A 14,620-nucleotide genomic window follows, 5' to 3' on the forward strand; every position below is an offset into this window, starting at 1 on the left:
AAGCGGCCGCCGGCTTTTTATTGCCGGAGCGCCACCTCGGCCTCGAGCATATAGTCCCGCGTGATCGGGAGCTCCGTGCGCGAGCGGGAGAGTTGGAGCTGGTAGTTGACCAGCCCGCCGTTCAGGAAACTGACGCAGGAACCCGCCAGATAATAGGTCCACATGCGGTAGAAGCGCTCGTCGTACAGCGCGACGATCGCATCATGCGCCGCGACCGTTCGGTCGTACCAGGCCTTCAGCGTATGGCCGTAATGCAGGCGCAACACTTCCACGTCGGTCAGGAAGAAGCGCATGCCTTCATAGCCTTGGGCGATTTCCGACAGCGCCGGGATATAACCGCCCGGAAAGATATATTTGAGCGTGAACGCATCGGTGATGCCCGGCGCACCGGCGCGACCGATAGTGTGGAGCAGCATCACGCCCTCGGGCGTCATCAGCTCGCGGCATTTGGCGAAGAAGGTGCGATATTGCGGCGTGCCGACATGTTCGAACATGCCGACCGAGACGATCCTGTCGAACTGGCCGGTCAGCGCGCGATAGTCAATCAGCTCGAACTTCACCTTGTCGGCGACGCCCGCCGCGTCGGCGCGCTCGCGGGCGATCTTCAGCTGCTCTTCGGACAGCGTGATGCCCAGCACCTCGGCGCCGGTCTTCTGGTGGATATAGAGCGCCATGCCGCCCCAACCGCAGCCGATGTCGAGCACGCGCATGCCCGGCCGGATCGCCAGCTTGGCGACGATATGCGCCTTTTTGTCGAGCTGCGCCTGCTCCAGGCTGTTCGCCGGATCGGTGTAATAGGCGCAGCTATATTGGCGGTCGGCATCGAGGAACAAGTCGTAGAGGCGCGCCGACAAGTCATAATGATGGGCGACGTTGCGCTTCGCCTTGCGCGCCATGTTGTAGCGGCCGATCCAGTGCGCGACCTTTGCGGTGGCGGCGCTGAGCGGCGAGGGGGTCAGGATCGCATCGCTCTGTTCCCAGCGGTTGTTGGCGGTCGCCAGCGTCAACAGGTCGAGAATGTCGCCCCGCTCGAAATTGAGCAGCCCGTCCATATAGGATTCGGCAGCACCCAGCGCCGGGTCGCGGACAATGCGCCCCTCGGCGCCTTTTTCCAGCCGCATCGTGACGGGGTTCAGGTCCGGGTCGGGAGCCCCGAAATTGCGCGAGGAGCCGTCGGGACGAAGCAGCGTAAGTTCGCCGCGCCGGATAGCGCGGGCAAGAAAACGATCGATCAAGGCCATGGCGATCCCGTACCCGGCGTTTGTTGCAGTCATTCCCGTAGCGGGTTTCCGGAAATCACAAAATGCCCCGCACCCGAAATGGTTCCGGGGTCGGAACGGTCATTCAGATGCCGGCATACCATTCGTAGCCGTGCCAATCCTCCCAATAGCCGCCCTGTCCCCGCCCGATCGGCGCCAGCGAAGCGACCGCCTTGATCCGCATCAGATATTTGGCCTGCTTGTAGCCGAGCTGGCGCTCGACGCGCAGACGAAGTGGCGCGCCATGCCCGACATCGAGCGGCGCGTCGTTCAGCGCCCATGCGAGCAGCGTCTGGGGATGGAATGCGTCGACCAGATCGATCGATTCATAATAATTGCCCGCGCCGTAGCGATCGGCGCAGTGGAACACGATGTATCGGGCGCCCGGGCTGATACCCGCCGCATTCAGGATCGTGCCGAGCTGCGGCCCCTGCCATTTGCCGATCGCGCTCCAGCCTTCGACACAGTCATGGCGGGTAATCTGCGCGCGCTGCGGCATCGCCTGCAGCTGCGCCAGGCTGAGCCGCAGCGGCCGGCGCACCATGCCACCGACTTCCAGCCGCCATTCAGCAAAGCGGCCGGCGACCAGCGCGTTGTAATCTGGCGTGTTCGGATTGTGGGTGCCATTGACGCGGAAAATCGGGCTGCGCTGTTCGGGCCGGAATTCGGTGGCGAGCGCCCCCCGGCCGATCGAGCGTTGCAGGAAGCGGTGGGCTTCGTCGGCAGACATCAGCACCGGACTGTCCGTCCAGCGATCGCAGCCGGCGAGCAATGCGGCCCCGCCGGTGACGAGCAGATTGCGTCGGGTCAGGATCATGCCGCTTCCTCCGCGTCGTCGGGCAGGCGCCACCAACCGGTTATCATCGACCGTACTTCGTTGATCGGTCCCGCCAGCAGCACCAGCGTCAGATGCACCAGCAGAAACCCGGTGATCAGCGCCATGCAGATGAAATGCACCGAACGCGCCGATTGCCGCCCGCCGAAGATTGCGGTGAGCCAAGGCCAGGCGGCGTCCATGCCCGGCGACAGGGCCAGGCCCGACAGGATCACGGCGGGCAGCAGCACGAACAGCGTGCCGGCATAGGCAAGCTTCTGAAAGATATTGTAGGCGCGCGGATTCGCAGCATCATGGAACCGCAGCGCCAGATGCGCCTTCACATCCTCCCAAAGGTGGCGCGGTCCCAGCTCACGCGCGCGGATGCGCAGGTCGCGCGCGATATGGCCATTTATCAGGCTCCAGAGCAGGTAAATGAGCAGTCCGAACGCCAGCACCAGTGCGAAAAACAAGTGCCAGTGCCGCGCTCCCGACAGGCTGTAGCGCGACGGCAGCGTTGCCCAGCCGGGAAAACGCGGCAGGGTAAGCCAGGCATGATCGAAATTCGCGCCATATTGCCCCCAATAGAGGTGCGGATGCGCGTTGAAGATCATCAGTCCGCTGCCGATCATCACGACAATCGTGACGGCATTCAGCCAGTGCCAGATGCGGGTTATGAGCCGGTGGCGATAGATGCTGCGCGTTCGCGCCGGTGCCGCTGCGTCGGCCATTACGCTCCCCTTCCGCTAGCCTTGCGGATGATAGGCTATTCGCTGGCGGAACGATATTGGTTTCACCACGTCTGAATTTTTCCCTGGTGGAGCCGCCATGACCGCCGACTTCCATTTCTACGAACCAGCTGCCGGCCATGGCCTGGCGCATGATCCGCTCAACGCCATTGTCGGCCCGCGCCCGATCGGCTGGATCAGTACCATGTCTGCCAGCGGCGTGCGCAATCTGGCGCCGTACAGCTTTTTCAACCTGTTCAATTATCGCCCGCCGATCCTGGGCTTCGCCTCGATCGGGTGGAAGGACAGCGTCGCCAATATCGCCGAGACGCGCGAATTCGTCTGGAACCTCGCGACCCGCCCCCAGGCAGAGGCGATGAACGCCAGCGCGGCGATGGTAGGGCCGGAGGTCGACGAGTTCACGCTCGCCGGACTCGAAGCGCTGCCCTCGCGCACGGTGCGACCCGATCGGGTTGCTGGCAGCCCGGCGCAGTTCGAATGCCGGCTCACCCAGCTGGTGCGGCTGGAAAGCAAGGAAGGCACCCCGCTCGACACCTGGCTGGTGCTGGGCGAGGCGACCGGCATCCACATCGATAAGGCGATGCTGGAAGACGGCACGTACCAGACCGCCCGTGCCCGCCCGATCCTGCGCGGCGGCGGACCGGCCGATTATTTCGAAATCGGCGAAGACGCGCTGTTCCGGATGTTCAGGCCGGGCTGAACCTCGGTTCCGGCAGATCCGGCGGCGTCGAGTCCATATAGCCGAGCCAGGTCTTCCACAGCCAATGGGTGCGTTCGTGCGTCAGGTCGATGCGGCACCCGATCGACATGGTGCCGCGGATCGTACCGCCCTGCCAGTTGGCATAAACGGCGTCGCACTCCGCATTACGATAGGCGAGCCAGCGCGTCTGCGCGAGATCAAGCGCCTTCACCACGTCGGCGCCCCCTTCGGCAGCACGCTTGCGCGCCGCGGCGAAATAGCGGTCCATTTCGGCATTCGCGGCCTTACCGATTGCGGCGAGGCATGCGTTCATTTCGATCGTGGTGCGCGCATCAGGGCAGCGCTCCCCCGCAGGCGCGGCAAGTGCGATCAAAGCGGCAACCAGCACGCTATTTCTCCCTCTCCGGCGGCGCGCATTTGCGCAGCCGTCAGCCTAACGCGGCGAACTTCTCGGCGGCCTCACGGTCGAGCTGGGCGCGGCTCTTTTTTTCTGCCGCAGTCTTCAGCTGGCCGCACGCCGCATCGATGTCGCGTCCGCGCGGGGTGCGCACGGGTGCGGAAATGCCCGCCTCGAACACGATGTTGCTGAACGCCTTGATCCGTTCCGGCGTCGAGCATTCATAGGGCGCGCCCGGCCAGGGGTTGAAGGGAATCAGGTTCACCTTGGCCGGCAGCTTGTACTTGCGCAGCAGGCGGACGAGTTCGCGCGCATCCGCATCGCTGTCGTTCTTGTCCTTCAGCATCACATATTCAAACGTGATGCGCCGGGCATTGTTGGCGCCCGGATAGTCGGCACAGGCCTGCAGCAGTTCCTCGATGCCGTACTTCTTGTTGAGCGGCACGATCTCGTCGCGCACGTCCTTGGTAACGGCGTGGAGCGACACCGCCAGATTGACGCCGATCTCCTCCCCCGCGCGTGCCATGATCGGCACCACGCCGGAGGTCGACAGGGTGATGCGCCGCTTCGACAGGGCGAGCCCGTCGCCATCCATCACGATCTGCAGGCCGGCCTTCACCTCGTCGAAGTTGTAGAGCGGCTCGCCCATGCCCATCATGACGATGTTGGTGAGCAGCCGCCCCTCGGGCTGGCTGGGCCATTCGCCCAGCGCATCGCGGGCCAGCATCACCTGACCGACGATCTCGCCGGCGGTGAGATTACGGACCAGCCGCATCGTGCCGGTGTGGCAGAAGCGGCAGTTGAGCGTGCAGCCCACCTGGCTGGAAACGCACAAAGTCCCTCGATCGGCATCGGGGATGAACACCATCTCGTAATCCTGGCCATCCGGCGAGCGGAGCAGCCATTTGCGGGTGCCGTCGTTCGAGACCTGGGCTTCCACCACTTCCGGCCGGCCGATCACGAAGCGCTCGGCGAGCCAGGGGTGCTGGGCCTTGGCGATATCGGTCATCGCCGAAAATTCGGTAGCGCCGCGATTATAGATCCAGTGCCATAGCTGCTTGGCGCGCAGCTTGGCCTGTTTCGGTTCCATGCCGGCGGCAGCCAGCGCCTCGCGGATGCCGTCGCGGGAAAGGCCGATCAGGTCGGTACGACCATCTTCGCGCGCGGCGGGAGCACGCGGCACGGGCACGGGATCAATGTGCCCGGGGATGGGCATGGGAGCGGCCGACACTGTCTGCATCGCGCGCATGTAATCGAAGTCCGGGGCTTTTTCCAGCGTCGTCGCACGCCCGCGAGAATGGCCGCACGTTGTCGTCATTGCGGGTCCACCCATCCCGCATCTGGCTCGACCCGCCGTGAATAGCCTTGGAGTCCCCAGAACCGGCCCCCCATTTCTTCGTTTATACCCTGCACAACTATTTGGAGTGGATCATGAAGTTCCCCTATTTGTTGATCGCGGCAGCCCCGTTTGCCATGGCGCCGGCTGCCTTTGCCCAGACTGCGGCGCCGCAGACGACGCCGGCCCAGCAAGCCCCTGCGGCAGCGGATCCGGCGCAGACTGAGCCCGCTCAGGCTGCCCCGGCCCAGCCGGCAGCCGCGGCGCAGCCGGCGACCAATGCCAGCGTGACGGACACGGAAGTGCGCCAATATGCAGCCGCCGCCCTCGCCGTGGACAAGATTCGCAAGGACACGTCGATTCCGGAGGCGGAAAAGGCGCCGAAGCTCGTTGCGGCCGTTCAGGCCAGCGGCATGGACGCGAACCGCTTCAACGCGATCAGCCAGGCGATGGCCAGCGATCAGGCGCTCAACAAGCGCATCCAGCAGGCTGCAGCGCAGCAGATGAACGCTACGCCTGCCACGACCCCGGCTTCCACGCCGTCGATGTAATCTCCCTACGGTCCCCGCGCGCCGCATCGCGGGGACCGGCTACGCCCGGAGGCGATTCCCCGCGCCTCCGGGCGTTTTCTTGTCTTTGTCACACGGCTTGCATCAAAGCGCCGCAGGAGCCCGCCTGACGAAAACGAGGAGATCGGGTCAATGCGGTGGTCTGGCATGCGAATTATTCGGAACATGGTGCCGGTGGTGGCAGCGCTGGCGATGGCAGCGCCGGCAGTGGCGGGCGGCCCCGATGCCGACAAGGCGCTCGATTCGCTGCGGATCGATCAGGTGCAGATGCTGGGTTCGCACAACAGCTATCGCCCCTATCCGCTGCCCGCGACCGAGGCACGCATTCGCACGCTGGCGGCCAAGGAATGGGACGGCCTCGCCTATGGCCATCCGCCGCTCGAAAGCCAGCTTGCACTGGGCCTAAGGCAGCTTGAGATCGACGTAGCGCCCGATCCGCAGGGCGGCGCCTATGCCGCGCCCTATGCCGATGGCACCGCCGAGATAAAGGCCGAAATGGCCGCTCCCGGCGCCAAGGTGATCCACGTTCCCGGCATCGACTGGCAGACGCATTGCCGCACCTTCCGCAGTTGCCTGGGGATCTTCCGTCGCTGGTCGGATGCCCATCCGGGCCATTTGCCCGTCGTCATCCTCGTCAATGCGAGCGACGTGCGCCCGATCCCGGGTCTGCGCACCACCGATCTGGGCTTCGACGCCGCCGCACTCGACTGGCTCGATGCAGACATCGCCGCCGTCATCGGCCGCGACCGGGTGATCGCGCCGGACGATGTGCGCGGCACCTTGCCGACGCTGCGGGAGGCAGTGCTCGCGCATCGCTGGCCGACGATCGGCGCGTCGCGCGGCAAGTTCCTGTTCGTGCTCGATACCAGCGACGCCAATGAGAACCGCTACCGCGCCGGCCATGCCAGCCTGAAGGGTCGCATGATGTTCGGCTGGTATCCCGAAGAGGCACCCGAAGCGGCTGCGTTCAACATGCAGAATCCTGCCGCCGATGTCGCCGCCATCACGCGCCGCGTGCGCGCCGGTTTTCTGGTGCGCACCCGCGCCGATTCGGAAACGCGCGAAGCCCGTACCCATGATCTCAGCCGGCGCGATGCGGCGGTGAAGTCGGGCGCGCAGTTCATCAGCACCGACTATTATGAAGGCGCGCCCGATCCGCTCGGCTTTGGCTTCACGGTCTCGATCGGCCATTCGACCGTACACTGCAATGCGGTGACGGCGCGCTGCTGAGGCGTCAGCGGCAGGCCAGCGTCGCCGCGTCGACGGCGCTGGCTGCGCCTTTGAGACTATAGCTATCGACAAAGGCCGCACCGCTGGCGGCGACCGTCTCGACGCTCAGGCCGCGCCCGTCGCGCAGCGCCGAGACGATCGCCGCGTCGGTGCGGGCATCGGGAGCCCAGGCATCGACGGCGCCTGCCTGCAACTCGAATCGTCGTTCGCCGATCGACAGCGTCACCCGTGCATTGCCGGCGCGGGGCCTGCTGAGCCGGACATGGAGCTGCCCGCGCACCCGCATCTCGGGCCAGTTTGCGATGCTAATAAAGGCCTCGCCGCGGCCTGCCCGGTCCACCGGTCGGGCAATGGCGAAACAGCGGCGCGGCGCGGCGTCGCGAAACGCGCCCCAGCCGTCATAGATGCCGATCGTGCTGCGCCCCGCTTCCGGCGCGGACAGGGCGAGCAGCAGTAGGGCCGCCAGGCTCATGCCGGTGCCCCGCCGGTGCCGGTGCCGCGATGCACGACCGTCTCCACGCCTTGTTCGATCATCACGATCGACCCCTGCGGCAGTTCCGGGGCCACCGGCGCGGCGAAATGGGGCAGCACATCGAGGCCGGTCATCACCCCGCGCAGGACGCGGCTCGACATGCCGTGCAGGATGACCAGCCGGTCGCCGGGATCGTCATGGGTATCGGCCAGCCAGCCGGAAACGCGCGTGGCAATCGCATCATACCATTCGCCGCCTTCCGGCGGGCGGGTATAGAGGCCGCGTTCGGAATCGAGAAACGGTCCGATCTCCTGCGCCAGATCGGCATAATAGCGGCCGCTCCACTGGCCCATGCCGATTTCCACCAGCCGCGCATCGGTGTGGGCGCGGTGCCAGTCGAGCTCGAGATGTTCGGCGATGATCGCCAGCGTCTGCAGCGCCCGGCCGGCGGTCGACGACCACAAAGTCAGCATCGGCTTCGGCCCGAGCAGCCCGCGCATCGCTGCCCCCATCGCATCCGCCTGGGCAAAACCGGCGCGGGTGAGCGGCGTATGCGGCTGGTCGCCTTGCATCCGCCGGGCAGTGTTGAACACGGTCTCGCCATGCCGCGCGATGAAGTCGCGCCCCTTTCGCGTGGATTGCATGCCCATTTCTCTCCTGTAACCCGCAGTAACGCAATGCCCCGTTTTTGCCCCGTTTCGTTCAGCGGGCGGACAGCGGCGCGGCGGCAACAGACGTGCAGCTCGCAAGAACGGGCACCGAGGAAGACAGGGAGCAGTCATGCCAGCCGGGGTGCGCCGGCAGCCGCCATGGTGGTGCCCCAGCGCAGCCGCGCCCTTCTCTCCCCGGAAGAACGACCGAGACGTGTCGTCTGCGGTCGAACCAGGCCGGCTCGCCCAACGGGAGCCGGTCCGTACCAAGGAGTAGTTGTATGCGTACCAAGCTTATCGTCGCCACGCTGATCGGCTCGTCGGCCTTCGCCGCCCCGGCCTTTGCCCAGCAGGACCAGAGCTTCGCAGGATCGCACGCCGAAGCAATCGTCGGGTGGGATCATTTGAAGGACAAATCGTCGTTCAACGCCTCCACCGACGGCGCCGTCTATGGCGGCAACATCGGCTATGACTTCCAGCGCGGCAACACCGTGTTCGGCGTGGAAGGCGAAGTGACCGGATCGAGCGCGCGCGACCATGCCAGCAACCTGATCAACAGCGGCGACACGCTGCGCGTCGCTGCCGACCGAGACCTGTATGTCGGCGGCCGTCTCGGCTTCGTCGCGGGTGGCCGCACGCTGATCTATGCCAAGGCCGGTTATACCAACGCCGCCTTCACCACCGACTATGCCTCGCCCAACACCAGCCCGGCGATTGCGCTGAGCCAGCGCAGCAACCTGGACGGCTGGCGGCTGGGCGCCGGCGCCGAGGTGAAGCTGACCGACAAGGTCTTCGTGAAGGCGGAATATCGCTATTCCAACTATGGATCGCAGCCGAACGGCGTCGATCCGGAGCGTCACCAGATCGTCACGGGCCTCGGCGTGCGCTTCTGATTTACCAAAACGCAAGCTAAGGACGTAAAGAAGGGCCGGAGCAGGCTTGCTCCGGTCCTTTTTCGCGTTAAGGATACCAATCGGCGAACTGCCACCGGCCGGGACGCGTCAGGTGGAATGAGGGCGGCGGCCCGGGGGTTTGAGGTACATGAAGGCGACGATCGAACGTGCAACTCTTCTGAGGGGCCTGAGCCACGTCCAGTCCGTGGTCGAACGGCGCAACACCATTCCCATCCTGTCGAACGTGCTGATCGACGCCCAGGGCGGCGGCACGCTGCGGCTGATGGCAACCGATCTCGATCTGCAGATCGACGAGACGATCCCGGCGGCGGTCGACCAGCCCGGCGCCACGACGGTTTCGGCGCACACCTTGTTCGACATCGTTCGCAAGCTGCCCGAGGGCGCGCAGGTCGAACTGACCGCCGCCGAAGGCAAGCTTACGGTCGTGGCGGGCCGTGCGCGCTTCCAGCTCGGCACGCTGCCGCGCGACGATTTCCCGATGATCGCGGAAGGCGAGCTGCCCACCACCTTCGAACTGCCCGCGGAAACGCTGAAGCAGATCATCGACAAGACCCGCTTCGCGATCTCGACCGAAGAGACGCGCTATTATCTGAACGGCATCTTCTTCCATGTGAGCGACGAGGCCAGCCGCGTGCTGCGCGCCGCCGCCACCGACGGCCACCGGCTCGCGCGCGTGACTGTGCCTTGCCCGGATGGCGCCGAAGGCATGCCGGGCGTTATCGTGCCGCGCAAATGCGTCGCCGAACTGCGCAAGCTGCTCGATGAAGTGGACGGCTCGGTCGGCGTCTCGCTCTCGGCCTCGAAGATTCGCTTTGACCTGGGCCAGGCGATCCTCACCTCGAAGCTGATCGACGGCACCTTCCCCGATTACAGCCGGGTGATCCCGACCGCGAACGACAAGCTGCTCAAGCTCGATCCGAAGAGCTTCATGCAGGGCGTCGACCGCGTTTCGACCATCGCCACGGAAAAGACCCGCGCGGTGAAGATGGCGCTGGAACGCGACAAGATCATCCTGTCGGTGACCAGCCCGGAAAATGGCGCTGCGGCCGAAGAAGTGCCGGGCGAATATACGGCGCTGCCGTTCGAAATCGGCTTCAACAGCCGCTATCTGATGGATATTCTGGGCCAGATCGAAGGCGATCTGGTGGAAGTTCATCTCGCCGACGCAGCCGCACCGACGCTGATTCGCGAGAATGACAGCGCGCCTGCGCTCTATGTGTTGATGCCGATGCGGGTGTGATTCGCGCGCCCAAGTTGATTTTGGCCATGCGGGATGCTATTTACACTGTTGTTAGCAACAGAGCAGACCCATGGCCACGCAACCTGTGCAATCGATCAACCCCGGCGTTCCGCTAAAGCGCGAATGGGGCACGGCGCTTTCGGCGCTGCGACGACTTCTCGCCAATGGCGACGATACCGAGCAGGTATTCCGCATCATGCGCGCGCTGAACGGCGACGTGACGCAGCGCAATTATCGCCGGCTGCTCACCATTCCGGGCGGCGGCAAGCTCGCCTATCAACGGCTGGAACTCGCGCAGAAGCTGGCCGACCGTCGCTGGATCGACGGTTTCGCGCCCGGCACCGTGGGCGCCGCCTATCGCGACTTCCTCGATTCGACCGGCTTCTCGGCAGAGGGGCTGGTCGCGGTCAGCATGGTCGAAGGCGGGTTCCAGGGCATCGATGTCGAACATCCCTATGCCTGGATGGGCCGCCGCGAGCGCGACATCCACGACATCTGGCACACGCTGACCGGCTATCAGGCGAACGAGCATCTCGGCGAACTGTGCCTGGTCGCCTTTTCCTATGCGCAAACGGGCGGGCTGGGCTGGGGCTTCATTGCACTGGGCGGCGCCCTCAAGACGCTGCGCGTGACCGGCCGGCTGGATTGCATCCGCGCGATTCGCGAAGGCTATCGCCACGGCAAGCGTGCCCGCTGGCTGCACGGCGAAGATTATGAGGCGCTGTTGACCGAACCGCTCGATGCCGCCCGCCGCCGGCTGGGGATCGAGGAGCCGGTGCTGTACCGCGTGGCCCAGCAGCAGCTGGCCAAAGCCGGCATTTCGGCGATCTGAACCCGTTCCAGAGCGGGCATAAAAAAGCGCCCGGGCCAAGTGGGTCCGGGCGCTTTTCTCTTACGACTGGCGCAGTGATTACTTGCCGGCGGGCGCCGGGGAAGCGGGCGCCGGGGCGGGTGCGACCGGCGCGGCCGGGGCATCGCCCATGGCTCCGCCAGCAGGCGCACTCTTGGCGGCTTCGGTTGCTGCCTTGGCAGCCTGCTCGGCGATGCGCTTGCGGAACGCGGCGCGGTCGAGCACCTTCGGCAGCGCGAACTCGCTCGCCGCGATCGGGCCCTTTGCGACGTCCTGCAGCGTCAGCGAATCGCCCAGGCTCAGCACCATGCCCTTGTCGAGCACGCTGCCCAGCGTCTTGTCTGCATTGCTGGCGCCGGTGAACATCATCTGCGAGCGCGCATTGGCGAATCGGGTCTGCAGGCCGAACGCCTTGCCGATCGGGGCGTAGGTCGAATCCTGTGCAATCACGACACGGACGGTCTCGCCATTGGCGCCACCCTTCGGACGGATCGTCCAGATGTCGCCCTTCTGGTCGGCGACCTTTTCCTCGCCAACGTTCACGGCTTCATATTCCGGGTTGTTGGGCAGCGGCTGCGGCTTTTTGCCCTGTTCCTTGGCCATATCGGCCATGGCGCCGACGAAGTCGTCCAGCTTGATGGCGAAGCGGTCGGTCGGATCGTTGACGACCAGATAATCGATGCCGCCCTTGTGGAGCAGTGTCTGCGGACCAGCTTCGAACTTGGCATCGCCATTGGCGGCAGCGCGCACCGTCATCGTCCCGCGGCCACCGCCGACGGAATAATGGGCGGTCATGTCCTGGGGCGCTTTGGAACAAGCCGCGACAACAAGCAGTGCGGCAGCAGTGACAATCTTGCGGATCATAGTTTCTATCCCCTTCTCGCCCCTCATCGGACAAGCGGTGTTCGTGGGCCAGACGCTGCGCTACAGCCCTCACCATGGCCGTCAAGCGTCTCATTCTCACTGATTTCCGGAATCACGCCGATGCGGTGCTCGCACCGGGCGCCGACTTCGTCGTGCTGAGCGGCGAGAATGGCGCCGGCAAGACCAATATTCTCGAGGCATTGTCGCTGCTCGCCCCCGGCCGGGGCCTGCGCGGCGCGCCGCTTGGCGAAATGGCGCGGCAGGGCGGCGTCGGCGGTTTCGGCATCGCCGCTACGCTCGATACGGCCGAGATTGGCACGGGTGCGCGGCCCGATGCGCCGGAGCGGCGGGTCGTCCGGGTGAACGGCGCGACGGCGGCGGCAACCAGCCTGGCGCAGTGGCTGGTACTATTGTGGCTGACGCCGGCGATGGACCGGCTGTTCCTCGAGGCGCCGGGCGAGCGCCGCCGTTTCCTCGACCGTCTGACGCTGGCGCTATCCCCCGGCCATGCGCATGAATCGACGCGGTACGAGGCGGCGATGCGCGAGCGAAACCGGCTCCTGACAGACGAACTGCCGCCCGACCCCGCCTGGCTCGACGCCCTCGAAGCGCGGATGGCGGAACATGGCGCGGCCATCGACGCAGCCCGGCGCGACACGGTTGCCGCGCTTGGCGCGCGGCTGGCGGATCAGCCGACGGGGCCCTTTGCCCGCGCCGAACTGGCGCTGGACGGCTGGAGCGGAGAGGCTGCGGCGCTGGCCGCGGCGCTGCGCGAAGGCCGGCGACGCGATGCGGCGGCGGGGCGAACGATTACCGGCCCGCACCGCGCCGATCTGCACGTGACGCATCTCGACAAGCGGCAGGCCGCGCATCTCTGTTCGACCGGCGAGCAAAAGGCGCTGTTGCTCGGCATCGTGCTCGCCCATGCCGAACTGGTGGCGGAACGAGCCGGCCGTACGCCGATCCTGCTGCTCGACGAAGTCGCTGCCCATCTGGATCCCGGCCGTCGCGCGGCGCTGTTCGAACGGCTGACGGGGCGGGGCCAGGTCTGGATGACCGGCACCGAGCCGGCATTGTTTGAGGCCGTCCCCGCCTCGGCCACCCGCTACCGCGTGGCCGATGGCAGGGTGGAGCAAGGCTGAGCGTCAGTCCTGCTGGGCGTAGGCCTTGACCAGATCGAACAGATAGTCCCGCCCGGTGTAGAGCGAACGGATTTCCACACGCTCGTTCAGTCCGTGGACGCCATTGCCGTCCGGGTCACCCCAACCGCCGGGCACGCCATAGGTAGGAATGCCCACTGCGGCGAGGAAAATGCCGTCGGTGGCGCCCGTCGACATGGTCGGCACCAGCGGCACGCCGGGGAAATATTGCGCCACCAGCTTTTCGGCCGGGCCGATGATCTTCGGATCGAGCGCAGGCGGCTTGGCGAGCGGGCGTGTCGGCGGCACCGCAGTGATCGTCACCTTCGGATCGCCGATCGCGGCCGTCAGGGCAGCCTGCGTCTCTGCCACGCTGTGGCCGGGGAAGATGCGGCAATTGACGTTGGCGGCGGCGCGCTGGGGCAAGGCATTGTTGGCGTGGCCGCCTTCCAGCAGGGTTGCGACACAGGTCGTCCGCAGCATCGAATGATAGCTGCGATCGGTGTTGAGCAGCGCCTCTGCCGCCTTGTCGTCCGGATTGGCGGCAATCGCGACCATGGCCTTGCCCATCGCGTCGCCCCTCGCCGCGCCGGCCTTGGCGAAATAGGCCCGGGTCGTGTCCGAAAGCTGCAGCGGAAACTCATAACCGCGGACTTTGACCAAGGCGTCGGCGAGTTCGTAGATCGCATTGTCCGGCACCGGAATCGAGCTGTGCCCGCCGGGGTTGGTGGTCTCCAGCCGGAAATTCTGCACGGCCTTTTCGCCGACCTGCATGGTTTCGACCAGCACCTTGCCGTGCCCGTCCGACTTGCCGCCGCCGCCTTCGTTGAGGGCAAATTCGGCATCGATCAGGTCGCGCTTGTTGTTGGCCAGCCATTCGGCGCCGTTGAAGGCCCAGGTTGTTTCCTCGCCGCAGGTGAGTGCCAGCTTGATCGTCCGCTTGCTCTTGTAGCCCGCCTGCTGGAAGCGGATCAGCGTGTCCGCCCAGATCGACGCCATTGCCTTGTCGTCGACAGCGCCGCGGACGTAATAATAACCGTTCTCCTCGACCAGCTTGAACGGGTCGCGGGTCCAGTCCTCGCGCTTGGCGGCAACGACGTCGAGGTGCGCGAGCAGCAGGATCGGCTTCGCCTTTTTGGACGTGCCCGGATAGATCGCGACCAGCCCGCCATCCTTCGGGTGTTCGGGCGTGGCGAACAGCGTGAGCTGCGCGTCCGTGAACCCGGCCGCCTTCAGCCGCGCGGCGATCTGCCCGGCAGCCTGGGTGCAGCTGCCGACATTCACCACCGTGTTGGTTTCGACCAGTTCCTTGTAGAGTTCGAAGAACTTCGCCTGATCCGGCCTGAGCGGTGCGGATTGTTGCGCGGCGGCAGGTGCGGCCGCGAGCAGCGCGGCGGCGGCAATGGAAGCGCGGAAGAACTGCATCCTTTCCCCCTG

16 protein-coding genes are annotated in these 14,620 nt (G+C 65.8%); 7 read left to right on the top strand and 9 right to left on the bottom strand.

Translation table 11 applies throughout. The features are described 5' to 3' along the window. Nucleotides 1-17: 17 nt before the first annotated feature. From ACT53M_RS09565 to ACT53M_RS09575, 3 genes are all read right to left on the bottom strand, one after another. Nucleotides 18-1,241, bottom strand: a complete 1,224-nt coding sequence (locus tag ACT53M_RS09565) for a class I SAM-dependent methyltransferase (protein WP_476230079.1) — start codon at nt 1,239-1,241, stop codon at nt 18-20. A 103-nt stretch (nt 1,242-1,344) separates the two neighbouring features. Beyond that, entirely contained in the window at nt 1,345-2,076 is a 732-nt protein-coding gene (locus ACT53M_RS09570; RefSeq protein ID WP_476232959.1) for a molybdopterin-dependent oxidoreductase, read from the bottom strand. Beyond that, complete coding sequence (locus ACT53M_RS09575; protein ID WP_476232961.1) at nt 2,073-2,804, bottom strand: cytochrome b/b6 domain-containing protein; 732 nt, start codon at nt 2,802-2,804, stop codon at nt 2,073-2,075. The genes ACT53M_RS09570 and ACT53M_RS09575 overlap by 4 nt, the downstream gene beginning before the upstream one ends. A gap of 97 nt (nt 2,805-2,901) precedes the next feature. Here ACT53M_RS09575 and ACT53M_RS09580 point away from each other — a divergent pair, with 97 nt between their 5' ends. Next, entirely contained in the window at nt 2,902-3,522 is a 621-nt protein-coding gene (locus tag ACT53M_RS09580) for a flavin reductase family protein (protein WP_476232963.1), read from the top strand. Here ACT53M_RS09580 and ACT53M_RS09585 read toward each other — a convergent pair. Continuing rightward, a complete protein-coding gene (locus tag ACT53M_RS09585; RefSeq protein WP_476232965.1) occupies nt 3,509-3,910 on the bottom strand; it encodes a lysozyme inhibitor LprI family protein in 402 nt (133 codons plus the stop codon). The genes ACT53M_RS09580 and ACT53M_RS09585 overlap by 14 nt on opposite strands. Nucleotides 3,911-3,950: 40 nt before the next feature. Next, a complete protein-coding gene (gene rlmN, locus ACT53M_RS09590; protein ID WP_476232968.1) occupies nt 3,951-5,135 on the bottom strand; it encodes a dual-specificity RNA methyltransferase RlmN in 1,185 nt (394 codons plus the stop codon). Nucleotides 5,136-5,350: 215 nt separating this feature from the next. On the opposite strand from rlmN, the gene ACT53M_RS09595 reads away from it, so the two are divergent. Continuing rightward, the gene (locus ACT53M_RS09595; RefSeq protein WP_476232969.1) at nt 5,351-5,806 is read left to right on the top strand and encodes a DUF4168 domain-containing protein; all 456 of its coding nucleotides are present in this window, start codon (nt 5,351-5,353) and stop codon (nt 5,804-5,806) included. A 165-nt stretch (nt 5,807-5,971) separates the two neighbouring features. Further along, complete coding sequence (locus tag ACT53M_RS09600) at nt 5,972-7,054, top strand: Ca2+-dependent phosphoinositide-specific phospholipase C (protein ID WP_476232972.1); 1,083 nt, start codon at nt 5,972-5,974, stop codon at nt 7,052-7,054. Nucleotides 7,055-7,058: 4 nt separating this feature from the next. On the opposite strand, the gene ACT53M_RS09605 is transcribed toward ACT53M_RS09600, so the two are convergent. Both ACT53M_RS09605 and ACT53M_RS09610 read right to left on the bottom strand, forming a co-directional pair. After that, nucleotides 7,059-7,526 (bottom strand): hypothetical protein, encoded by a 468-nt coding sequence (locus ACT53M_RS09605; RefSeq protein WP_476232973.1) that lies wholly within the window; start codon nt 7,524-7,526, stop codon nt 7,059-7,061. Then, on the bottom strand, nt 7,523-8,170 hold the full coding sequence (locus ACT53M_RS09610) for a histidine phosphatase family protein (protein WP_476232974.1): 648 nt from the start codon (nt 8,168-8,170) through the stop codon (nt 7,523-7,525). Before ACT53M_RS09610 ends, ACT53M_RS09605 begins: the two co-directional genes overlap by 4 nt. Before the next feature lie 287 nt (nt 8,171-8,457). On the opposite strand from ACT53M_RS09610, the gene ACT53M_RS09615 reads away from it, so the two are divergent. From ACT53M_RS09615 to ACT53M_RS09625, 3 genes are all read left to right on the top strand, one after another. Continuing rightward, the gene (locus ACT53M_RS09615) at nt 8,458-9,069 is read left to right on the top strand and encodes an outer membrane protein (RefSeq protein ID WP_476232976.1); all 612 of its coding nucleotides are present in this window, start codon (nt 8,458-8,460) and stop codon (nt 9,067-9,069) included. 148 nt (nt 9,070-9,217) lie between these two features. Further along, nucleotides 9,218-10,330: a DNA polymerase III subunit beta gene (gene dnaN, locus ACT53M_RS09620; protein ID WP_476232978.1), complete on the top strand. Its 1,113-nt coding sequence runs from the start codon at nt 9,218-9,220 to the stop codon at nt 10,328-10,330. A gap of 70 nt (nt 10,331-10,400) precedes the next feature. Beyond that, nucleotides 10,401-11,162 (top strand): Coq4 family protein, encoded by a 762-nt coding sequence (locus ACT53M_RS09625; RefSeq protein WP_476232979.1) that lies wholly within the window; start codon nt 10,401-10,403, stop codon nt 11,160-11,162. 78 nt (nt 11,163-11,240) lie between these two features. Here the strand turns inward: ACT53M_RS09625 and ACT53M_RS09630 are convergent, their stop codons facing one another. Further along, complete coding sequence (locus ACT53M_RS09630) at nt 11,241-12,044, bottom strand: hypothetical protein (RefSeq protein ID WP_476232981.1); 804 nt, start codon at nt 12,042-12,044, stop codon at nt 11,241-11,243. Between the two features lie 74 nt (nt 12,045-12,118). Between ACT53M_RS09630 and recF the strand changes: the two genes are divergently transcribed. Then, complete coding sequence (gene recF / locus ACT53M_RS09635; protein WP_476232982.1) at nt 12,119-13,186, top strand: DNA replication/repair protein RecF; 1,068 nt, start codon at nt 12,119-12,121, stop codon at nt 13,184-13,186. Between the two features lie 3 nt (nt 13,187-13,189). On the opposite strand, the gene ACT53M_RS09640 is transcribed toward recF, so the two are convergent. Then, nucleotides 13,190-14,608: a M20/M25/M40 family metallo-hydrolase gene (locus tag ACT53M_RS09640; protein ID WP_476232983.1), complete on the bottom strand. Its 1,419-nt coding sequence runs from the start codon at nt 14,606-14,608 to the stop codon at nt 13,190-13,192. Nucleotides 14,609-14,620 lie beyond the last annotated feature (12 nt).

This window comes from Sphingomonas sp. DMC6 (assembly GCF_056314225.1).